This window comes from Streptomyces sp. NPDC045431 (assembly GCF_040646655.1).
Lineage (GTDB): Bacteria > Actinomycetota > Actinomycetes > Streptomycetales > Streptomycetaceae > Streptomyces.
Window position 1 is genome coordinate 683,878 of sequence record NZ_JBEZAQ010000001.1, and the last position, 21,080, is coordinate 704,957.

The following is a 21,080-nucleotide window of genomic DNA, read 5'->3' on the forward strand; positions in this document are numbered from 1 at the left end:
ACCGTCACGAGCACGAGCATAGGTTTTCGAGATGGGTTTTCGACCGGACAGGGCGCCTTCCCCGGCCTAATCTGTTCGCATGCTGACGGATGGTGAAACCGACGCCCGGGCAAGCGACTTGGACTTCTTCATCAGCTACTCGCCCGCCGACGAGGCCTGGGCGTCCTGGATCGCCTGGACCCTGGAGGAGGCCGGCTACCGCACCGTCGTCCAGGCCTGGGACTTCGTCCCGGGCAGCAACTTCATCGACTTCATGGACCGGGGCGTCAGCGAGTCCGCCGCCGTCATCGCCATCCTCTCCCGCCACTACGAACGCTCCCTGTACGGCCGCATGGAGTGGCAGGCCGCCCTGCGCGCCGACCCCGAGACCCCCGAGCGCCGCCTGCTCACCGTGCGCGTCGACGACATCCCCATCGAGGGGCTGCTCGCCACCATCACGTACGTCGACCTCGTCGGCGTCCCGGACGCCACCACCGCCCGGGCCCTGCTGCTCACCCGCGTCGAACAGGCCCTCGACGGCCACGCCCGCCCCGGCCGCCGCCCCGGCTACCCCGGCGACGCCGCCACCGCCCGCGCCACGGGCGCGCCCGTGGCGGGACTGCCCGCCCAGCGGTGGCTCGGCGGCCCCGGCTGGGCCGGCCGCCGACGCCCCCAGCGCGCGCCCCGCTTCCCGCAGGGCCCGCAGTCGCCCGCCGCCCACGACGCGGTCACCGTCCTCCACCTCGCCGGACCCGACTTCGGCCGCGGCCGCGAACCCGACACGCTCAGCCGCGAGCTGCGCGGCGAGCTCATCGTCCTGCGCGACGGCGGCGCACCCGCGCCCGACCTGCTCGTCGTCACCGGCGACCTCACCGCCTCCGGCAGCCCCCGCGAATGCGACCAGGCGCTGAGCTTCCTCACCGCCGTACGCTCCCAGCTCGATCTGCCGCCGCAGCGCGTCGTCATCGTCCCCGGCGCCCAGGACGTCAACCAGGCCGCCTGCCGCGCCTACTTCCACACCTGCGAGGCCGACGAGATCGCCCCGCAACCCCCGTACTGGCCCAAGTGGCGCCACTACACACGCCTGTTCCGCAGCTTCTACCAGGGGCTCGACACCGTCTTCGACAGCGACCAACCTTGGACGCTCTTCCCGGTGCCCGAACTGAACACCGTCGTCGCCGGGTTCAACTCGTCCATCGCCTACAGCCACCGCCTGGAGGACCAGTACGGCCACATCGGCCGCGACCAGGCCGTCTGGTTCGCCGAGGCGCTGCGCCCGTACGAGGAGGAGGGCTGGCTCCGGGTCGGCGCCCTGCGCCACCCCCTCACCCCCGGCAGCAGGCCCGGCGACGCCGTCGGCGGGCCCGGCGCCCTCACCGACACCGAGACCCTCACCGAGCTCGCCGGCCCCCGCCTCCACCTGCTGCTGCACGGCCCCACCGGCGGTCCCCGCTCCACCGGCACCGTGCCCGGCCACACCCGCCTGCCCGGCACCGGCGCCGACCCGGCGGCCGGGCTGCCCGTGTTCGGCGCCGCCGCCCCCGCCCGCTTCCAGCTGCTGCGCCTCACCGCCGAGGGCATCACCCGCTGGTACGACCGCGGCCGCACCGGCCCGGAGACGTTTCCCGCCGGCTGGCCCCGCGCCGGACGGGTGTTCCCCGTACCGGACGCGCCCCGCCCGGCCACGGTGGCCGACCCGGCGCGCGAACCCGCGGCCCTCCCCGACGAACCGGCCGACCCCGACTCGCTCACCGAACGCGTCAAGGAGGTCTGCCTGGCCCGCCGCGACGGCGTCCGCCTGCGCGACGTACCGCGCCGCGCCCCCGGCGACATGGACCAGATCATCGCCACCTGGCGCGAGGAGGGCGTCGTACGCCAGGCCCGCATCGCCGTCCACCCCGGCACCCCGACCGGCGAACAGCTGGACCGGCTCCTGGCCCAGCTCCACGCCGCCGGCCCCGGCGCCACCGGCTCCGGCGTCGAGGCCGAGCTCGTCCACGACGGCCCCGCACCCCCCGCCGAGCTGCGCGAGCGGGCCGTCCGCCACGGCGTACGCGTGCGCAGCTTCGTCGAGTTCCAGGGCCTGCTCGACCTGCGCGGCTACGTCGCCGCCCAGACCGCCCGCCTGCTCGCCGGCGAGAGCTACGCCCCCGTCCGCTACCTCCCGCAGCGCTACCGCGACGCCGACCACCCGCACGACGGCGCGCACGAGGGCGGCGAGCACGACCACCTCGTCGACGACCTGCTGGAGCTCCTGGAGGCCGACCACGGCCGGTTCGTCCTCCTCCTCGGCGACTTCGGGCACGGCAAGACCTTCGCCCTGCGCGAGCTCGCCCGCCGCATCCCCGACGAACTCCCGCACCTCACCCCGCTGCTCATCCCGCTCAACACCCTCGACCGCGCCCACAGCCTCGAAGGGCTCGTCGCCGCCCACCTCGCCGCCCACGGCGTCGACACCATCGACCTGCGCGCCCTGCGCTACATGCTCGCCCAGGGCAGGGTCGTCCTCCTCTTCGACGGCTTCGACGAGCTCGTCAACCGCGTCAGCTACGACCGCGCCGCCGACCACCTCCAGGTCCTCCTCGACGCCGCCGTCGACCACGCCAAGATCGTCGTCTCCAGCCGCACCCAGCACTTCAAGTCCCACGAACAGGTCCTCACCGCCCTCGGCGAGCGCGTCGGCCTGCTCCCGCAGCGCCGCATCCTCTCCGTCGAGGGCTTCACCCCGGACCAGATCCGCTCCTACCTGGTCAAGACGTACGGCGACGAGGAGACCGCCGACCGCCGCTACCGGCTCCTGGAGAACATCCCCGACCTGCTCGCCCTGTGCCGCAACCCCCGGCTGCTGTCCTTCGTCGCCCAGCTCGACGCCGACCGGCTGCGCGCCGTCGCCGGAGCCGGCCGCGCGCTCAGCCCCGCCCGCCTCTACGAGGACGTCTTCACCTCCTGGCTCCAGTACGAGGAGGAACGCCACCGGAAGGGCCCCGGCTCCCCGCCCGGCCTCGACCTCGCCGAACTGTGGGCCGCCGTCACCGCGCTCGCCGAGCGCCTGTGGGAGTCCGGCCGTACCGCCCTGCGCCTCGACGAGCTCACCGAGGCCGTCGCCACCACCCTCAGCCGCCTCACCGAAACGCCCCGCTCCAGCGCCGAACTCGGCCACGCCATCGGCGCCGGCACCCTGCTGGTGCGCACCGACGACGGGCTGTTCCACTTCATCCACGGCTCCGTCGGGGAGTGGCTCCTCGCCCGCGAGGCCGCCCGCCGACTCGACCGGGGCGACGACGCGCTGCTGCGCGCCCGGCCGCTCAGCCGCCTCGCCGTCGAGTTCCTCTGCGACCTCGCCGACCACGAGAAGTGCGTCCGCTGGGTCCGCGACACCCTCGAAGGCGACCGCGCAAGGGCGGGCGAGACCGCCCACGCGGGCGTGAGCGAGGCCGCCCGCGCCAACGCCGTACGCATCGGCGACCGGCTCCGCGTCCCCGCCCACGCCGACCTGCGCGGCGCCCGCCTCGCCGGCGAGGACCTCTCCCACCGCGACTTCACCGGCGTCGACCTCACCGGCGCCGACCTCACCGACGCCCGCCTCGTCGGCGCCACCCTGGAGCGGGCCGACCTCACCGACGCCCGCCTCACCGGCGCCCGCCTCGACCGCGCCGACCTGCGCGGCGCCACCCTCACCCGGGCCGACCTGCGCCGCGCCCGCCTCACCCGCGCCGACCTGCGCGGCGCCGCCCTCACCGGCAGCCGCTGGCACCGCGCCGCCCTCATCGACCCCGTCACCGACGACGCCACCCGCGCCGCGCCCGAACTGCGCACCGCCGCCCTCGCCCCCGGCATGCCCGTCGACGCCGGCTTCCGCCCCTCCTCCGTCGGCGTCCCGTACGGCTACGACATGCGCACCAGCCGGCTCCCCGAGCCCATCGCGTACAGCCCCGACGGCGAACTCCTCGTCGTCGGCAGCGAGGACGGCGGCATCCTCGTCTGCGGCGCCGACACAGGACGCGCCCTGCGCACCCTCCAGGGCCACGCCGGACGCGTGTACGCCGTCAAGTGCGCCGGCGGCGTCATCGCCAGCGGCGGCTCCGACGGCACCGTACGCCTTTGGGACCCCGTCTCCGGCGCCTGCCGCCACGTCCTCGACGTCCACCCCGGCGGGGTGTGGCCCGTCACCCTCAGCGCGGACGGCACCCGCCTCGCCACCGGCGACGCCGACGGCCTGGTCACCGTCTGGGACACCGCCACCGGCACCCCCACGCACCGGCTGCCCGGCCACGCCGCGCCCGTCTACGCCGCCGCCTTCAGCCCCGACGGCACCACCCTCGTCACGGGCGACGCCGCCGCCGGCGTACGCATGTGGTCCCTGCGGACCGGCACGGAACCGCTCGCCCGCGACCTGCCCGGCCACCAGGGCGCCGTCTACCGCGTCCGCTACAGCCCCGACGGCACCGCCATCGCCACCGGCGACCAGGGCGGCACCGTACGGGTCTGGCAGGCGGCCGAAGGGCGGCTGCGCCAGGAGTTCACCGGCCACACCGGGCGCGTCTACACCCTCGACTTCCACCCCGGCGGACGCCTCCTCGCCAGCGGCGACACCGACGGACAGGTACGGCTCTGGGACCCGGCCGTCGGCACCCCGCTCGGCGGGCTGGAACGCTCCGCCGGCGCCGTCTACCAGGTGCTGTTCAACGCCGACGGATCCCTGCTCGCCGCCTGCGACAGCGACGGGGCCGTCCGGCTGTGGACCGTCACCCGCACCCCGCGCCAGGGCCACGCCGTCACCCTCCACGCCCGCCAGCCCACCCCGCACCGCGGCTCCGCCTGGGCCTGCGCCTTCCACCCGTACGACAGCCAGCTGCTCACCGTCGGCAACGACGGCGGCGCGCAGATCTGGGAGGCCGCCACCGGCCAGGGCAAGCGCATCCTGCGCGGCCACGGGCGGCGCGTCGGCGACCTCGCCTACAGCCCCGACGGCACCACGCTCGCCACCTGCGGCAGCGACGGCCACGTGCTGCTGTGGGACACCCGCACCGGGGTGCGCACCCACGAGCTGTCCGGGCGCGGCGACCGGCTCGTCTCCGCCGCCTTCTCCCCGGCCCGACCCGTCCTCGGCACCGCCGGCAGTGACGGCGGGGTCTACCTGTGGAACACCGACGGCGAGTCCCTGCGCGAGCTCGACGCCGAGACCGAGCACATCTGGGCCCAGGCCTTCAACCCCGCCGGCGACCTGCTGGCCACCGCCAACGACGACGACACCGTCTGCCTCTGGTACCGGTCCACCGGAGCCCGGATCGCCACCCTCGCCCAGCACCGCGGCCGCGTCCGGTCCATCGCGTTCCGCGCCGACGGCTCCGCCGGAGACGTCCTCGCCAGCGGCTGCGACGACGGCTTCGTACGCCTCTGGCAGGCGCGCGAGGGACGGCTCCTCGCCGAGCTGGCCGGACACGGGGACCGGGTGTACGGCGTCGCCTTCGGCCCCGGCGACGCCTGGCTCGCCAGCGCCGGCTGGGACGGTACGGCCATCGTCTGGCGCGACGGCGAGGTCGCGCTGCGGCTGCGCCCGGGCGGCGGCAAGCTGTGGACCGTCGCCGCCCACCCCACCCGCCCGGTCCTCGCCGCCGCCGGCGACAACCGCAAGGTCACCCTGTGGAACGCCGACACCGGCGCCGTCCTCGCCGAACTCACCGGCCACTCCGGGCGCATCCTCGCCGTCACCTTCAGCCCCGACGGCACGGAACTCGCCAGCGCCGGCGAGGACGGCACCGTACGGCTGTGGAACCTGCCCCTGGACGGAGGCGCCCCCTCCCCCCGCGCCACCCTCATCGGCGTACCGGACGGCTGGGCGACCCTCACCCCGTCGGGCGGCTACAAGTACGAGGGAGACGTGGCGGGCGAGTTCTGGCACGTGGTGGGCATGTACCGGTTCCAGCCCGGGGAGTTGGACGAGTACCTCCCGGGCGTGCGGAGGCTGCCCCTGGGGGAGGAGGTGTGACGGTCCTCTAGTCTTCCCGTATGCCTCTCAGCCTCCAGAAGGTCGAGGAGACCGCGCCCGCGCTGGTCGGCCTCTACAAGACCGCGGCCGTCTCGCTGCGCAAGCACGGGCTGAGCGGCGCCCGGGCGGCGGTCTACCTGATCGTCGACTACTCGGGCTCGATGAGGCCCTACTACCAGGACGGCAGCGTTCAGGCGCTCGCCGATCGGGTGCTTGGCCTGTCGGCGAACCTGGACGACGACGGGCGCGTGCCGGTCGTCTTCTTCTCGACGGACGTCGACGCCGAGACCGACATCGTGCTCGGGGAGCACGAAGGCCGCATCGACCGGATCGTGGCCGGGCTCGGACACATGGGCAAGACCAGCTACCACCTGGCCATGGACGCCGTCATCGACCACTACCTCGACAGCGGCGCCACCGCCCCCGCCCTCGTGGTCTTCCAGACGGACGGCGGCCCCATCAACAAACTCGCCGCCGAGCGCTACCTGTGCAAGGCGGCCGAGCTGCCGCTCTTCTGGCAGTTCGTCGGCTTCGGCGACCCCGGCAGCCGCCAGTTCGACTTCCTGCGCAAGCTCGACGAACTCGCCGTCCCCGCCAAGCGCCGCGTCGACAACGCGGGCTTCTTCCACGCGGGCACCGACCCGCGCCGCGTCACGGACCCCGAGCTGTACGACCGGCTGGTCGCCGAGTTCCCCACCTGGCTGACGGCGGCGCGGGCCCAGGGCATCGTACGGAGCTGAGCCGAGCCTGCGCTCACGGCCGGTCGAGCCGGCGGAACTGCTCCTCGGTGAGGGCGACGTCGAGCGCCGCGAGGTTCTCCCGCAGATGCGCGACGGACCTCGTGCCCGGGATCGGCACGATGTGCGCAGCGCGGTGCAGCAGCCAGGCCAGCGCCGTCTGCGCCGGGGTCGCGCCGAGCTCCGCCGCCACCGCCGCCACCGGGCCGCCCGGCCCGGCGTGCTCGCCCATCGCGATCGGGAAGAACGGCACGAACGCGATCCCCTGCTCGGCGGTGTGGTCCACCACCGCCTCGTGGTCGCGCGCGGCCAGGTTGTACAGGTTCTGCACGGCCGCGACCGGAGCCACCTCCTCCGCCTCCTTCAGCTGCTCCACACCCACCTCCGAGAGCCCGATGTGCCGCACCTTGCCCTCCTCCTGAAGCTGCTTGAGCGCCCCCATCTGATCGGCCAGCGGCACCTCCGGGTCGATCCGGTGCAGGTACAGCAGGTCGATCCGCTCCGTACGCAGCCGGCGCAGGCTCAGCTCGGCCTGCTGGCGCAGGTACGCGGGGTGCCCGAGCGGCACCCACTCGGCGGGCGACGGCCGCACCACGCCGACCTTCGTGGCCACGGCCACGCCCTCCCGGTACGGCTGCAGCGCCTCGGCGATCAGTTCCTCGTTCGCGCCCAGCGCGTACGCGTCCGCCGTGTCGAAGAGCTCCACGCCGGACTCCGCGGCGGTACGCAGCAGACGGATGGCCGCCGCCCGGTCGACGGGTGCCTCCCATATGCGTGCCTCGGCGCCGGACGGCCCGTCGGGGGCGTCCGCGAGGCGCATGGCGCCGTAGCCCAGGCGCCGTACGGGAAGGTCGCCGCCGATGCGGACGACGGAGTCGACGGTGTGGGTGCTGTGGATGTTGTTCGTCATGCTGAGAACCGTAGAAACTCACACCCGTGTGAGCTTCAAGTACCTGTGAGGGGGATCACGTTGAGGATCGGAGAGCTGTCCCGGCGGACCGGGGTGAGCGTGCGCCTGCTGCGCTACTACGAGGAGCAGGGCCTCCTCGACGCCCGGCGCACGGCCGGCGGCCAGCGCCTCTACGGCGACGACGCCCCCCTCGTCGTGCGCCGCATCCGGACCTTCCTGGAGGCCGGCCTTCCCACCAAGGTCATCCGCGAGGTGCTCGACTGCGTCTGCGGCAGCGACGCCGAGGTCGAACCGTGCCTCAGCCCGCTGCTCGTCGCCCGCCTCGACGAGATCGAGCACCGCATCTCGGACCTCCAGTCGGCCCGCACCTCGCTGGCCGCGCTGGTGGCGGCATCCGCTGCGCCCAACGCGTGATTGTCACCCCGGCCGCCGGGACACCGCAGCGGGGCCGGGGTAGAGCTGCTCCTCGGTACCGGCTACCGGATGGGAGACACACATGCGCCGCGCAGGATTCGTGGTCGCCGCGGCGACCGCACTCACACTGGGGGCGGCCGGCACGGGCCGGGCCGACACGACGGCGACCGCCGAGGTGACGGCGAGCTGGGGGGACCGCGTACGGCTCCAGTACAGCTGGACCGACCGCCAGACCATCACCGGCGGAACGCTCCGCGTCACGGACGCCACCTGCGACGACCGCGCGGTGTACGCCTCTCTCACCGTCACCACGGGAGCCGGCCGCACCGTCCCGCTCGGCGACCGGCACAACACCGGTGGCTGCGGCACGACCGCCGAGTTCCCCGACGTCACCGTCTCCGACCCCAGCGGCGTCCTGCGCATGACCCTGCGCATCTGCCACCCGGCCCCCGGCGGCGCGACCGCCACCTGCGAGACGCGCTACATCGGCGCGAACCCGTACCGGCCGGACGCACTGCGCTTCTGAGCCTCCGGAAACCCGACAGGAGATGTCCGGTATCCCGCCTTCCATGGAGCCATGACATTCAGGTGGTCAGAGTTCCAGGCGGCGGAGCCGGACTTCGCCGCAACCGTCCGGCGCCGTTTCGACCCGTACAAGCACCACGTCCTCGGGACCCTTCGCAAGGACGGCTTCCCCCGGTTGAGCGGGCTGGAGGTCACCTTCGGGCGCGGCGAACTGTGGCTCGGCATGATGCCGGGGTCGCGCAAGGCACGGGACCTGCTGCGCGATCCCCGGTTCGCCGTGTACGCCAACCCGGGCAGCGGTACGGACATGGGCGGCGGCGACGTACGGATCGGGGGACGGGCGGTCGAGGTGACCGACCCGGACACCCTGGCGTGGTTCGCCGACGAGGTAGGCGTGCCACAGCCGTTCCACCTCTTCCGCGCCGAGCTCACCGAGGTCGTCCGCACGACCGTCGAGGGCGAGGCGCTCGTCCTGCGGATCTGGCGTCCGGGCGAGGCCCTGCGCACCATGCGGCCGGGCAAGGACTGAGACGGCCCACATGCGCGCGCCGTTCGCCCGGCGCGCCGGGGCGTGGTGGTACCAGGTGAGAGGTGCCCACCGACCCGCAGCCCGTCCCGCGTGCCCGGCCCGCTCGGCCTGCCCGCCGCCGCCCGCCCCGGCCCTCACCCCGTGTACGCCACCGGGCGGCGCCGCGCGGGGCCCCCGCAGGCCCCGTGCCCGGTGCGGCGGGCCGGGATGACCCCGAGGCGGGGGTGCGCGTCTACCCGCCGCTGCGCAGCGCCGCCGCGCACGCCTGGCGCGTGCTGGTCGTCGGGGCGCTGGTCTACACGCTGTTCGCACTGCTGGGGCGGTTCCACGAGATCGGGGTGGCGGTCTTCCTGGGGCTGGTGGTGACGGCGATGCTCCGCCCGGCCGTCGACATCGTGGCGCGGGCGCTGCCGAGACCGCTGGCCGTGGCCGTCTCGCTGATCCTGAGCATCGTGCTCCTGCTGGGGGTCCTCGCCCTGGTGGGGGAGGCGGTCGCGGGGGAGCGCCGGGTGCTCCAGGACGAGTTCGCCACCGGGGTGGAACGGATCGAGCGCTGGCTGGAGCGGCCTCCGTTCCGGCTTCACCCGGAAGCGCTGACCGACATCCAGGCGCGCATCGGGCAGTTCCTCTCCGACCACCGCTCCACCCTCGTCTCCACCGCGATCAGCGGCGGCCGGCGCCTCGTGGAGGTGGTCACCGTCATCGCCCTGGCGCTGTTCTGCTCCGTCTTCTTCCTCCACTCCGGCGACCGCCAGTGGCGCTGGTTCTGCACCCAGCTGCCCCCGACCGCACGGACGAGGGTGGCCCTCGCGGGCCGGACCGCGTGGCGCACCTTCACCGGCTACACGCACGGCATCGTCCTGGTCGCCGCGACCAACGCGATCCTCGTCGGCATCGCGCTCCTCCTCCTGGGCGTGCCCCTCGCCATGCCGCTCGCCCTGCTGGAGTTCTTCGCCGCCTTCGTCCCGCTGATCGGCTCCCCGATCGCGCTCGCGGTGGCGGCGGTGGTGGCGCTCGCGGCCAAGGGCCCGGTCGTCGCGGCCGTCGTCGTGGCCCTCATCGTGATCATCGGGCAGATCGAGGGCCATGTGCTGCACCCGCTCGTGATGAGCTGGGCCGTCCGGCTCCACCCCGTCGTCGTCGCCCTCGCCGTCATCGGCGGCGCCATCGCGGCGGGCGTGCTGGGCGCCGTGGTCGCGGTGCCGCTGGTGTCCGTGGTGTGGGCGGTCCACCAGGCCCTGCGCCGGGCCCGGGCGTGACGACCGGACCGCCGGGGCCCGGGTGTGACGACCGGCCGCCCGGGCCCGAGCCTGTCGCCGCGCCCTTCGACAGGCCGCCGCGCCGCTCAGCGGCCGAGCGAGAAGCCCAGCAGCACCGCGGCGGTCACCTCCACCATCCCGGGCGCGAGGTCGCCCTCCAGGCCCTCGGCCGCGTCGCTGCCGTGGCCGCGGTAGCCCCGGCTCAGCTCCTCCGGGTCCACGTCCTCGATGTGGATGACGGGACCGAGCGGGGCCCCGGTCGCCTCCGCGTACACCTCGGCCTTGCGGCGCGCCGCCGCGACCGCCCGGCGCCGCGCCTCGTCGCGCAGCGCGGGTTTGCCCTCGACGTCGAAGACGACGCGGTCGACGTGGTTCGCCCCGGCGGACACCGCGTCCACGACGAGCTGCTGCAAGGTGTCCAGGGACGTCGTCTCGACCGTGTACCGCGCCGTGCAGCGGTAGCCGAGGAACCTCCGCTTGTCCCCGTACCCGTCGTGCGCCGACGCCAGGGCGAGCCGCGATCCCGAGACCGACGTGTCGGCTATCCCGTGCTCGCGCAGGGCCCGGCGCAGCGCGGACACGGCCTCGCCCGCCTCCCGGAAGGCGTCCTCGGGCCTCGCGGCCAGTTTGTCGACCGTCAGGTTCACCCGCGCGAGCCGCGGCTCGGCGAAGACGGTGCCGGCGCCGAAGACGCTCAGTCCCCACGGTTGCTTGATCGATTGGGTCATCCGGGGATTCAAGCACCGACCCGGCGGTATGATCCCCGTACAGTGGCACAGGTCACGCGACCGGCCCGGCACGCTCCGGGGCGGCGTGCTACGGTTGCCGTGTTGCAGTTTTGGTACCCATGAACTTTATGTGCGCCTGAGCGGGAATGACCTCAGGCGCACTCATTGTTTTCACCGGCGTTTTCTCCGGATGGGGCCCCGACACCATTCAGGAGAAAAATCATGGCTACTGGAACCGTGAAGTGGTTCAACTCGGAAAAGGGCTTCGGCTTCATCGAGCAGGACGGCGGCGGCGCCGACGTCTTCGCCCACTACTCCAACATCGCCACCTCGGGCTTCCGTGAGCTCCAGGAAGGCCAGAAGGTGACCTTCGACGTCACCCAGGGCCAGAAGGGCCCGCAGGCGGAGAACATCCTCCCCGCCTGATCGCCTGACGCGATTCCCCGCAGCCGGGGCCCGCACCCTGCCAACCGCAGGTGCGGGTCCCGGCTTGCGCCGTCCAGGCCCCAAGAGCCCTGAGAGCGAAGGCTGCTGCATGACCCGACCCGAACGCCCCGTCCGCAAGCGCTCCACGAAGCCCCGCGCCGCCGCCGGTGCCGGTCGCGCCACCGCCGGCGCCGCCCGCACCGTGATCGCGCCGCCGCGCGAGTTCACGCTGCCGGAGAGCGCCACCCCCGCCCTGCCGCCGGCCGCGGGCTTCGGTGACCTCGACATGCCGGCCGCGCTCCTGAAGACGCTCACCGCCCAGGGCGTGACCGAGCCGTTCCCGATCCAGGCCGCCACCCTGCCGAACTCCCTCGCGGGCCGCGACATCCTCGGCCGCGGGCGCACCGGCTCGGGCAAGACCCTCGCCTTCGGGCTGGCCCTGCTCGCCCGGACCGCGGGCCGCCGGGCCGAGTCGACGGCGCCGCTCGGGCTGGTCCTGGTCCCCACGCGTGAGCTCGCGCAGCAGGTGACCGACGCCCTCACGCCGTACGCCACCTCCGTGCAGCTGCGGATCGCCACCGTCGTCGGCGGCATGTCGATCACCAAGCAGGCGGGCGCGCTGCGGCGCGGCGCCGAGATCCTGGTGGCCACGCCCGGCCGCCTCAAGGACCTCATCGAGCGCGGCGACTGCCGCCTCGACCAGGTGGCCGTCACCGTCCTCGACGAGGCCGACCAGATGGCCGACATGGGCTTCCTGCCCCAGGTCACGGCGCTGCTGAAGCAGGTCGAGGCGGACGGCCAGCGGATGCTGTTCTCCGCGACGCTCGACAAGAACATCGACCGGCTGGTGCGGATGTTCCTCACCGACCCCGTCGTGCACTCGGTCGACCCGTCCGCGGGTGCGGTCTCCACCATGGAGCACCACCTCCTGTACGTCGCGGACGAGACCGACAAGAAGGCCGTCACCACCCGCATCGCGGCCCGCGACGGCCGGGTGATCCTCTTTTTGGACACCAAGCGCTCCGTGGACCGCCTGGTCAAGCGCCTGCTCGCGAGCGGCGTGCGCGCCGCCGGTCTGCACGGCGGGCGCTCGCAGCCGCAGCGCAACCGCACGCTGGAGCAGTTCAAGGACGGCCGGGTCACCGCGCTCGTCGCGACCAACGTCGCGGCCCGCGGCATCCACGTCGACGACCTCGACCTCGTCGTCAACGTCGACCCGCCCACCGACCACAAGGACTACCTCCACCGCGGCGGCCGCACCGCCCGCGCGGGCGAGTCCGGCAGCGTCGTCACGCTCGTCCTGCCGGAGCAGAAGCGGGACATGAGCCGCCTCATGTCCCACGCGGGCATCACGCCGCAGGCCGCCCGCGTGAAGTCCTCCGACGAGGAGCTGGCCCGCCTCACCGGCGCCCGGGAGCCGTCCGGCGTACCGGTCGTCATCGAGGTGCCGCAGCCGGCGCAGCCCGCCGAGAAGTCCGGCCCCCGACGCCAGGGGCGCGGCCGGGGCCGTGGCGAAGGCCAGGGCCAGGGTCAGGGCGAAGGCCAGGGCCAGGGCCAGGGCTCCGGAGGGCGGCGCCGCCGTCCTCGCCGTACGGGAACGGGCGCAGCGGCCGGAACGGCCGGAGCGGCCGGCTCCGGGGGAGCGGCGGGCAGGGCGGGACGGGGCAACGGCACCGCCCAGTCCGGCCGTCGCCGCACCGCCGCGTGACGCCGGTCTCTCAGTGCCGTTCTCTCGGCGCCGAGTTCGCGACTGAATCCGCGCGCGCTGAATCGGCGCGCGCTGGACTCGCGCGCGCTGGACTCTCAGGGCCGAACGCTTAGGCTGGCGCGGGGAGGTCGAGGCAGTGATCCGCATTCATTTCACCGCCGCCGACTTCGCCCGCGTCCGCTTCTCGTCCCGCCCCGCTCCGCTGCAGGAGCTGAACGCGGCCTTCATGACGATGTTCCGCCCCGGCGGCGACCCCCTCTTCGGGCGCTGGCGGGGCCGGCTGCTCCATGCCCTGCCGTCCGCCGTCGAACCGCTCGGGGACCTGGTCCCCGCGGGGCGGGCGCCCCGCTTCCTCGACGTGTTCGGCGGCACGCTCGACGAGGCCCTCGACACCGTCCGCGCCACGCGCCCCGAGACGGTCCGGGCCGAGCTCGAGCGCGTGTACGCCGCCCACCCCGCCCCGGCGCCGCCGTGGGTCCGGGAGCTGCACCGCGGCGACGCCGAGGCCTGGCGGGTACTGCGCCGCGCCCAGCACGCGGCGTTCGAGACCGTGGTGCGGCCGGTGTGGGACCAGGTGCGGGACCTGCACCAGAGGGAGTTCGCCCGCCACGCCCTGGCCGCGGCCGAGCACGGGGTCGGCGCCGCCCTCACCGCGCTCGTCCCGGGCAGCCGCCTGCGCGACGGCGTCTGGGAGTGGCCGGACCCCGTAGCCCCCGCAGGCCTTGCGGCTCCCGGCGAGGACCGGGACATCCGGCTGCGCGGCCGGGGCGTCGTCCTCCTGCCGACCTTCCACTGGACCGGACACCCCCTGCTCGCCGATCCCCCCGACGGCCCCCTGGCCCTGACGTACGCCGCGGGCCCCGGCCTGCCGCTCACGCGGGCCCAAGCGCCCGGCACGGAGGACGCCCTGGCCGCCGTCCTCGGCCGCACCCGCCTGGACGTCCTGCTCCTGCTCGCGGAAGGGCACACCACCAGCGGGCTCGCCCGCCGCCTGCGCGTCAGCAACGCCACCGCCTCCGCCCACACCGCCGCCCTGCGCGGCGCGGGCCTGATCACCACCGTCCGCGCCGGCAAGTCGGTCCGCCACGAACGCACGTCACTGGGCACCCTGTTGGTGCGCCGGCACGACGGAGCCGATCGGTAAAGGCGCCGTCAAGACCAGGAAAAGAGCCGGAGGGGAGACCTGACGTGGTCATGCCCGGCGACCTCATGATGGGCCCATGAGAACTCCCCCACGGTTCACCCTGCTCGGCGGCGCCGCCGCCTTGCTCTCCGCCCTCCTCGTCGGCCCGGCCGCCGCCAACGCCCCCGCCGCGGCCCTCACTTCGGCAACGGCGTACTCCGCTGCGGCCGTCGGTGACATCTGCTACTCCGAGCTGCCGCCCCAGGCGCACGACACCCTCGGCCTCATCGAGGACGGCGGCCCCTACCCGTACCGCAAGGACGGCTCCGTCTTCCAGAACCGCGAACGGATCCTGCCGAAGCGGGCCGCCGGCTACTACCACGAGTACACCGTCATCACCCCCGGCTCCTCGGACCGCGGCGCCCGCCGCATCGTCACGGGCGACGCGCCCCGGGAGGACTACTACACCGCCGACCACTACAAGTCCTTCGACCTCGTCGACCACGCCTGCTGACCACGCCTGCTGAACCCGCGTGCTCTACGTGTCGCACTCCAGCACCGTCCGGCACAGCCCGCACCGGGCCCGCACCCGGCCCCGTACCGGGACCCGGATGCGCTGCTGGCACGTCGGGCAGGGGAACGACACGCGCAACGCCGCGTCCTGACCGCCGTGTTCGAAGGCGTACGGCAGGCCCGTCGCCGCGCCCGGGTGGTCCTGGGCGTAGCGGCGGTCCTTCGCGTAGCGGTGGCGCCCCGCCCACCCCGCGGCCGTCAGCGGAGGCCGGCGCCCGTCGCGCAGGGCCTCGTCGCGGCCGCGGGTGTACGCCGTGTACGCCTGCGGGCTGGTGAACCACGGTGACGGGTCCTCGCCGAACACCAGCGCCCGCTTCGCGAGGACGTACCCGAACTCCTCGGGGGTGAGGTAGCCGAGTTTCTGGCTCGACACGCCGTCCTCGCGGTACGCGTCCAGCAGCAGCCACCCGGCGCCGAGGTACGCCGTCGCCGTGTCCGTCAGGATCTCGTTGTCGCGCGTGCCCGGGAAGCCCAGTCCGAGCCGGTGCAGCAGCACATGCGTGATCTCGTGGGCCAGCGCGGCCCCGATGTCGCGCCGGTGGGTGCGGAAGCGGTCGTTCAGCTCGATGAAGTACTCCGGCCCCGAGGCCAGTTCCACGCTCGCCGCGTGCCGCATCCCGCGGAAGCTGACGATCATCCGCGCCTCCGGCAGCCGCAGCTGCCGCACCAGCGCGCCGGCCACCCGCTGCGCCCCGAGGTGCAGATCGTCGGCGTCCGCGAAGGTCACGTCGGCGGGGGCGACGCTGGAGGCGTACGCGTACAGGCCCTCGGGGGTCAGGCGCCGGTACACCGCCGTGATCGCCGCCCGCACGGTGTCGAGGTGCGGGTAGCCGTGCACGACCCCGCCGCCCACTCCACCCTCGCGCCCGCTGCCGCTGTCGCGGTTGCCGTTGCCGTTGCCGTTCGCCACGTCCCGTACCCCCAAGCACGACGCCGCCCTCTTCAACTGTACGGCGCCGGCCGGGGGCCGGAGTGGCCGAAAAGTCGCTCTTGTGGGGCTCATGATCCGCTCCCGACAATCGGATCCACGCTTTGACGAGCCCATGTCACCCAACTGCCGGGCGGCATCGGCCCCTCATGTGCGCGTGAGGCTCAACCCCCCACGAAAGGCAGACAGTTGAACAAGATCCTCGGCATGTTCAAGAGATGCGCGGCCGCAGGCGCCGTCATACTCGCCGCGGTCAGCCTCCAGCCCCTTTCCGCGGGCGCCGCCCAGGCCGCCCAGCGGCCCGTCGTCGGCGGCACCCCCGCCGCCCAGGGCGAGTTCCCGTGGATGGTCCGGCTCTCCATGGGCTGCGGCGGAGCGCTCTACACCCAGCAGATCGTCCTGACCGCCGCCCACTGCGTCAGCGGCTCCGGCAACAACACCAGCATCACCGCCACCGCCGGTGTCGTGGACCTCCAGAGCGCCAGTGCCATCAAGGTCAAGTCGACCAAGGTCCTCCAGGCCCCCGGCTACAACGGCAAGGGCAAGGACTGGGCGCTGATCAAGCTGGCCAAGCCGATCAACCTGCCCACCCTGAAGATCGCCTCCACCACGACGTACAACAGCGGCACCTTCACCGTCGCCGGCTGGGGCGCGGCCCGCGAGGGCGGCAGCCAGCAGCGCTACCTGCTGAAGGCCCAGGTGCCCTTCGTCTCCGACACCAGCTGCAAGCAGTCGTACGGCAACGAGCTCGTTCCGAGCGAGGAGATCTGCGCCGGCTACGCCCAGGGCGGCACCGACACCTGCCAGGGCGACTCCGGCGGCCCGATGTTCCGCAAGGACAACACCGGGGCGTGGATCCAGGTCGGCATCGTGAGCTGGGGCCAGGGCTGCGCCCGGCCGAACTACCCCGGCGTCTACACCGAGGTGTCCACCTTCGCCGCCGCCATCCAGTCCGCGGCCGCGACCCTGTAGCCCCAGAGCCACCAGGGGGCGGGCCGCCCGAGCAGCGGCGGCCCGCCCCGTCCGCATACCTCTCAGGCCAGCCGTACGTCGAAGGCGGCGCCGGCGCCCTCCAGCTCCAGCACCCACACGTCGTTCGTCCCCTCCCGCAGCACCGGCCCCGGTACGAACAGCGACTTCTGCGGCCCCACGCTCCAGTACCGGCCCAGGCAGAAGCCGTTGACCCAGACGAACCCCCGCGCCCAGCCGGGCAGTTCCAGCGCCGCGTCCCCGGCGGCCCCGTCGGCCACCTCCACGACCGCCCGGTACAGACCGGGCTCACCGGCGCCCGACTCGCGGTCGCCGGCCAGGTGCGCGAACGGCACCTTCTCCACCGCCTCCGCCGTGAACGCGTCCAGCCGCAGCCCCCGCGCCCGCACCCCGTGGACGTACTGGCGCTCATGGCGCACCCCGCCCGTGATGCCCTTGGACTCCGCGAGCCTCGGCCCGTAATTGACCCGCCCCAGCGACTCCACCCACAGCTCCACCTCCGCGGGCCCGGCCACCGGCTCCGCCAGCACCGCCTCCTCCGCGTCCAGCACCCCCGCGCGGACCCCGTCCACGTACACCACCGCCCGGTCCCGCAGCCCGCTCACCGACAGCGGGTACGGCTGCCGGGGCCCCGGCAGCCGCAGCCGGTAGCGCACCAGGCCGCGGTCCACGCCCAGCTCCTCGAAGGTCGGCGGAACCGGCCCCTCCCACTCCGCGCTGCCCAGCGCGTCCAGGACCTCCGGCAGCGGCGCCCACCGCGACACCGCCGCCCGGACCGGCGCCGCCAGCCGCGCGGGCGGCGGCGGCACGTCCGGCAACGGGCGGCCGCCCTCCGCGTACGCCGCCAGCACCGACCGGAACGCCCAGAACTTCGCCGTCGGCAGGCCCGCCTCGTCGATCGGCGCGTCGTAGTCGTACGACGTCACCGTCGGCTCCAGCGGACCGTCGTGCAGCGGCCCCGACCGGTTCGCCCCGGCCCAGCCGCCGAAGCTGGTCCCCCCGTGCGCCATGTACACGTTGACCGACGCCCCGCACTCCAGGATCTCCGCGAGCGCCGCCGCCGCGTCGTCGGCGTCCCGCGCCGCGGGCCCGTCGCCCCAGTGATCGAACCAGCCGCACCAGAACTCCATGCACATCAGCGGCCCGCGCGGCCGGTGCCGCCGCAGCACCTCGAACGCCTCCCGCGCGCCCGACCCGAAGTTCGCGGTGGCCAGCACCCCCGGGATGGAGCCCCCGGTGAGCATGTGGTCCTCGGGCCCGTCCGCCGTGAACAGCGGCACGGTCACCCCGCACGCCGCCAGCAGATCCGCGACGTACCGCAGATAGCCCCGGTCGGAGCCGTAGCTGCCGTACTCGTTCTCCGCCTGCACCAGGACGACCGGGCCACCGCGGTCGATCTGCCGCTCCACCACCTGCGGCAGCAGCGCGCGGAACCAGCGCTCGACGTGGACCAGGTACGCGGCGTCCTCCGTCCGCACCCGGCGCCCCAGCGGGCCCGTCAGCCAGTGCGGCAGCCCGCCGTTCTCCCACTCCGCGCAGATGTACGGGCCCGGCCGCACGATCGCCCACAGCCCGGCCGCCGCCACCGCGTCCAGGAACCGGCCCAGCGCCCCCACGTCCCGGTAGCGGCCGGGTTCCGGCTCGTGCAGATTCCAGGGGACGTACGTCTCCACGCAGTTCAGGCCCATCGCGCGGACCATCGCCAGCCGGTGGTCCCACTGCTCCTCGTGCACCCGGAAGTAGTGCACGGCGCCCGACAGCAGCCGCACCGGCCTGCCGTCCAGCAGAAAGTCATCGTCACCCACCGTGAACCCGGCCACCGTTCCGCCCCTCTCCCGATCACGTTCCGCGACCAACTCTCGCCCTCTGGCGGTCGGCCGGTCCATGGACAAAGATCAGCGCTGTTTGGACGCAAAAACGGTTCGCCCGGGAGTGCCGGGAGTCCCGGGAGTCCCAGGAGTCCTGGGAGTCGGGGAGGGAGAGGGATGTACCGCACCTGGATGCGCTTCTTCACGCCCGGCCCGCTCCACCAGCGCCTCGGACTGGTCTGCCTCGGCGTCGGCCTCCAGCACGGCACCCTGCCCACGGTCGGCCCGCGCACCCTCGACCACCACGTCGCCGTCGTGATCAACGCGGGCGGCGGCTGGTACCGCTGCCCCGACGGGCGGCGCCTGACCGTCACCGCGCCCGCGCTGCTCTGGCTCACCCCCGGCGTACCGCACCACTACGCACCCGACCCGGCCACCGGCTGGGACGAGGGTTTCGTCGACTTCACCGGACCCGTCACCGCCACGTACACCGAACTCGGCTACATCGAGCCCGACCGGCCCGTCGTGCCGCTCGCCGACGCCGGCCCCGCCCGCTCCGTCATCGGCCGCATCGCGCGCGCCGCCCGGCGCGGCAACCCGCTCCTGGAGGTCGAGACCGCCGCCGCCGTCCACGAACTCCTCGTCACGCTGCGCCGCGCCCGCGCCGACACCAACGCCGACGGCGACCCCGTCCTGGAGGCCCTCGCCCGCGACGCCTTCCAGCCCCTGTCGGTCGCCGAGCACGCGGCCCGGCACGGCATGACCCCCGCCGAGCTGCGCACGGCGGTACGGCGCGGCGCCGGGTGCAGCCCCAAGGACTACCTCCTCGGCATCCGGCTCGGCCGCGCCAAGGAGCTCCTCGCCGGCACCGAGCTGCCCGTCGCGGCGGTCGCGCGCCGCGTCGGCTACGACGACCCGGCGTACTTCTCGCGGCTGTTCACCCGGCGCGTGGGCACCGCGCCGATCCGCTTCCGCGAGCAGCAGGGGCGGTCGGTGCCGGGCGGCTGGAGCACGCGGATTCCAGATCCCGAACACCCACCGACGATCGGGTCCGGTCCCGTCTAAGCTCGCTCATCATGAGCACCAGCGAGATCGACGGCATCGACGACGCCATCCACGATTCCGTCCGCGAGGAACTGGCCGAGCTGCGGTCGAGCATCGACAACATCGACGCGGCGGTCGTCCACATGCTGGCCGAGCGCTTCAAGTGCACCCAGCGGGTGGGCCACCTCAAGGCCCGGCACCACCTGCCCCCGGCCGACCCGGCCCGCGAGGCCCGCCAGATCGCCCGGCTGCGGCAGCTCGCGGAGAGCGCGAAGCTCGACCCGGCGTTCGCCGAGAAGCTGCTGAACTTCATCATCGCGGAGGTCATCCGCCACCACGAGACCATCGCGACCGCCTCGTCCCCCGACGCATGACGGCCCGCGTCACCGTCTTCACCCTCGGCGGGACCATCTCCGCCTCCGCGCGGGGCGGCGACGCCGCACGGCTCGGCGGCGCCCAGGTACTGGCGGCGGCGGGCGCCCTCCCGGACGGCGTGACGGCCGAGGTACGCGACTTCCGGCGGCTGCCCAGCTCGTCGCTGGCCTTCGACGACCTCGCGGCCCTCGCCCGCGAGGTGCGGGAGGCGGTGGACGCGGGCTCCGGCGTGGTGGTGGTGCAGGGCACGGACACCCTGGAGGAGACCGCGTTCCTGCTGGACCTCACCTGCGCCACGCACCGTCGGCCGGTCGTGGTCACCGGCGCGATGCGCCGCCCGGACCTGCCCGGCGCCGACGGCGCCGCCAACTTGGCGGCGGCGATCGCCGTCGCGGCGGACCCCGGCTGCCGGGGGCTGGGCGTCGTCGCCGTGTTCGCCGACCAGATCCACGCCGCCCGGCACGTCCGCAAGACGCACACCACGTCGATCGCCACCTTCGCCTCCCCGGGCGCCGGCCCGCTCGGCACCGTGGTCGAGGGCGAGCCGCGCGTGCTGCTGCGGCCCGGGCGGCCCGTCGTCGACCGGCCGCTGCGCCTCGACCGGCCGGCCCGCGTCGCCCTGATCACCCTGTCGCTCGGCGACCGGGGCGAACTGCTGGAGGCCGTCGACGATCGCTTCGACGGCCTGGTCGTCGCGGCCTTCGGCGCCGGACACGTGCCGGCGTGGCTGGTCGAACCGCTGGCCCGGCTCGCCGCCCGGATGCCCGTGGTGCTCGCCTCCCGCACCGGCTCCGGTTCGCTGCTGACCCGCACCTACCGGGGCCCCGGCTCGGAGTCGGACGTCCTCGCCCGCGGCCTGATTCCGGCGGCGGACCTGGACCCGCCGAAGGCGCGCCTGCTCCTGCACGCCCTCCTCGCCGACGGCGCCGACCACGCGCGCGTCACGGCGGCGTTCGAGGCCCTGACCGCGCCCACCGCGCCCACCACGCCCTGAGCGGCGAGGGCCGCGGGCGCGGGGTCGCGCAGGGGCCCCGG

18 protein-coding genes are annotated in these 21,080 nt (G+C 74.4%); 14 read left to right on the top strand and 4 right to left on the bottom strand.

Annotated elements, in window-relative coordinates; genetic code table 11:
• Positions 1-79 precede the first annotated feature (79 nt).
• Both AB0A69_RS03080 and AB0A69_RS03085 read left to right on the top strand, forming a co-directional pair.
• Positions 80-5,968, top strand: coding sequence for a TIR domain-containing protein (locus AB0A69_RS03080; protein ID WP_361414668.1), 5,889 nt, complete (start codon positions 80-82; stop codon positions 5,966-5,968).
• Positions 5,969-5,988: 20 nt separating this feature from the next.
• On the top strand, positions 5,989-6,708 hold the full coding sequence (locus tag AB0A69_RS03085) for a VWA domain-containing protein (RefSeq protein WP_361414670.1): 720 nt from the start codon (positions 5,989-5,991) through the stop codon (positions 6,706-6,708).
• Positions 6,709-6,721: 13 nt separating this feature from the next.
• On the opposite strand, the gene AB0A69_RS03090 is transcribed toward AB0A69_RS03085, so the two are convergent.
• Positions 6,722-7,615: an aldo/keto reductase gene (locus AB0A69_RS03090; RefSeq protein WP_361414672.1), complete on the bottom strand. Its 894-nt coding sequence runs from the start codon at positions 7,613-7,615 to the stop codon at positions 6,722-6,724.
• Positions 7,616-7,675: 60 nt separating this feature from the next.
• On the opposite strand from AB0A69_RS03090, the gene AB0A69_RS03095 reads away from it, so the two are divergent.
• The 4 genes from AB0A69_RS03095 to AB0A69_RS03110 all read left to right on the top strand — a co-directional run bounded on the left by AB0A69_RS03095 (position 7,676) and on the right by AB0A69_RS03110 (position 10,342).
• Entirely contained in the window at positions 7,676-8,029 is a 354-nt protein-coding gene (locus AB0A69_RS03095; protein ID WP_361414674.1) for a MerR family transcriptional regulator, read from the top strand.
• A gap of 82 nt (positions 8,030-8,111) precedes the next feature.
• The gene (locus AB0A69_RS03100; protein WP_361414676.1) at positions 8,112-8,555 is read left to right on the top strand and encodes a hypothetical protein; all 444 of its coding nucleotides are present in this window, start codon (positions 8,112-8,114) and stop codon (positions 8,553-8,555) included.
• 51 nt (positions 8,556-8,606) lie between these two features.
• A complete protein-coding gene (locus tag AB0A69_RS03105) occupies positions 8,607-9,083 on the top strand; it encodes a pyridoxamine 5'-phosphate oxidase family protein (RefSeq protein WP_361414678.1) in 477 nt (158 codons plus the stop codon).
• A 185-nt stretch (positions 9,084-9,268) separates the two neighbouring features.
• The gene (locus tag AB0A69_RS03110; RefSeq protein WP_361414680.1) at positions 9,269-10,342 is read left to right on the top strand and encodes an AI-2E family transporter; all 1,074 of its coding nucleotides are present in this window, start codon (positions 9,269-9,271) and stop codon (positions 10,340-10,342) included.
• 86 nt (positions 10,343-10,428) lie between these two features.
• On the opposite strand, the gene AB0A69_RS03115 is transcribed toward AB0A69_RS03110, so the two are convergent.
• Complete coding sequence (locus AB0A69_RS03115; protein WP_361414682.1) at positions 10,429-11,070, bottom strand: SIMPL domain-containing protein; 642 nt, start codon at positions 11,068-11,070, stop codon at positions 10,429-10,431.
• Between the two features lie 222 nt (positions 11,071-11,292).
• Between AB0A69_RS03115 and AB0A69_RS03120 the strand changes: the two genes are divergently transcribed.
• From AB0A69_RS03120 to AB0A69_RS03135, 4 genes are all read left to right on the top strand, one after another.
• Positions 11,293-11,496, top strand: a complete 204-nt coding sequence (locus tag AB0A69_RS03120) for a cold-shock protein (protein WP_005318814.1) — start codon at positions 11,293-11,295, stop codon at positions 11,494-11,496.
• Positions 11,497-11,605: 109 nt separating this feature from the next.
• Complete coding sequence (locus tag AB0A69_RS03125) at positions 11,606-13,204, top strand: DEAD/DEAH box helicase (protein ID WP_361414685.1); 1,599 nt, start codon at positions 11,606-11,608, stop codon at positions 13,202-13,204.
• Between the two features lie 136 nt (positions 13,205-13,340).
• A complete protein-coding gene (locus AB0A69_RS03130; RefSeq protein ID WP_361414687.1) occupies positions 13,341-14,348 on the top strand; it encodes a winged helix-turn-helix domain-containing protein in 1,008 nt (335 codons plus the stop codon).
• A 76-nt stretch (positions 14,349-14,424) separates the two neighbouring features.
• Positions 14,425-14,841 (top strand): ribonuclease domain-containing protein, encoded by a 417-nt coding sequence (locus AB0A69_RS03135; RefSeq protein ID WP_361414689.1) that lies wholly within the window; start codon positions 14,425-14,427, stop codon positions 14,839-14,841.
• 24 nt (positions 14,842-14,865) lie between these two features.
• Here AB0A69_RS03135 and AB0A69_RS03140 read toward each other — a convergent pair whose 3' ends face one another.
• Complete coding sequence (locus AB0A69_RS03140; RefSeq protein WP_361415193.1) at positions 14,866-15,753, bottom strand: hypothetical protein; 888 nt, start codon at positions 15,751-15,753, stop codon at positions 14,866-14,868.
• 282 nt (positions 15,754-16,035) lie between these two features.
• On the opposite strand from AB0A69_RS03140, the gene AB0A69_RS03145 reads away from it, so the two are divergent.
• On the top strand, positions 16,036-16,800 hold the full coding sequence (locus AB0A69_RS03145; protein WP_361414691.1) for a serine protease: 765 nt from the start codon (positions 16,036-16,038) through the stop codon (positions 16,798-16,800).
• Positions 16,801-16,862: 62 nt separating this feature from the next.
• Here AB0A69_RS03145 and AB0A69_RS03150 read toward each other — a convergent pair whose 3' ends face one another.
• Positions 16,863-18,638 carry a beta-galactosidase family protein gene (locus AB0A69_RS03150; RefSeq protein WP_361414693.1) on the bottom strand — a complete coding sequence of 592 codons (1,776 nt, stop codon included), beginning with the start codon at positions 18,636-18,638 and terminating at the stop codon, positions 16,863-16,865.
• A gap of 165 nt (positions 18,639-18,803) precedes the next feature.
• Here AB0A69_RS03150 and AB0A69_RS03155 point away from each other — a divergent pair, with 165 nt between their 5' ends.
• The 3 genes from AB0A69_RS03155 to AB0A69_RS03165 are packed head-to-tail and all read left to right on the top strand — an operon-like array spanning position 18,804 to position 21,039.
• On the top strand, positions 18,804-19,691 hold the full coding sequence (locus AB0A69_RS03155; protein WP_361414695.1) for an AraC family transcriptional regulator: 888 nt from the start codon (positions 18,804-18,806) through the stop codon (positions 19,689-19,691).
• Between the two features lie 11 nt (positions 19,692-19,702).
• Positions 19,703-20,044, top strand: coding sequence for a chorismate mutase (locus tag AB0A69_RS03160; RefSeq protein WP_361414697.1), 342 nt, complete (start codon positions 19,703-19,705; stop codon positions 20,042-20,044).
• A complete protein-coding gene (locus tag AB0A69_RS03165; RefSeq protein WP_361414699.1) occupies positions 20,041-21,039 on the top strand; it encodes an asparaginase in 999 nt (332 codons plus the stop codon). The genes AB0A69_RS03160 and AB0A69_RS03165 overlap by 4 nt, the downstream gene beginning before the upstream one ends.
• Positions 21,040-21,080 lie beyond the last annotated feature (41 nt).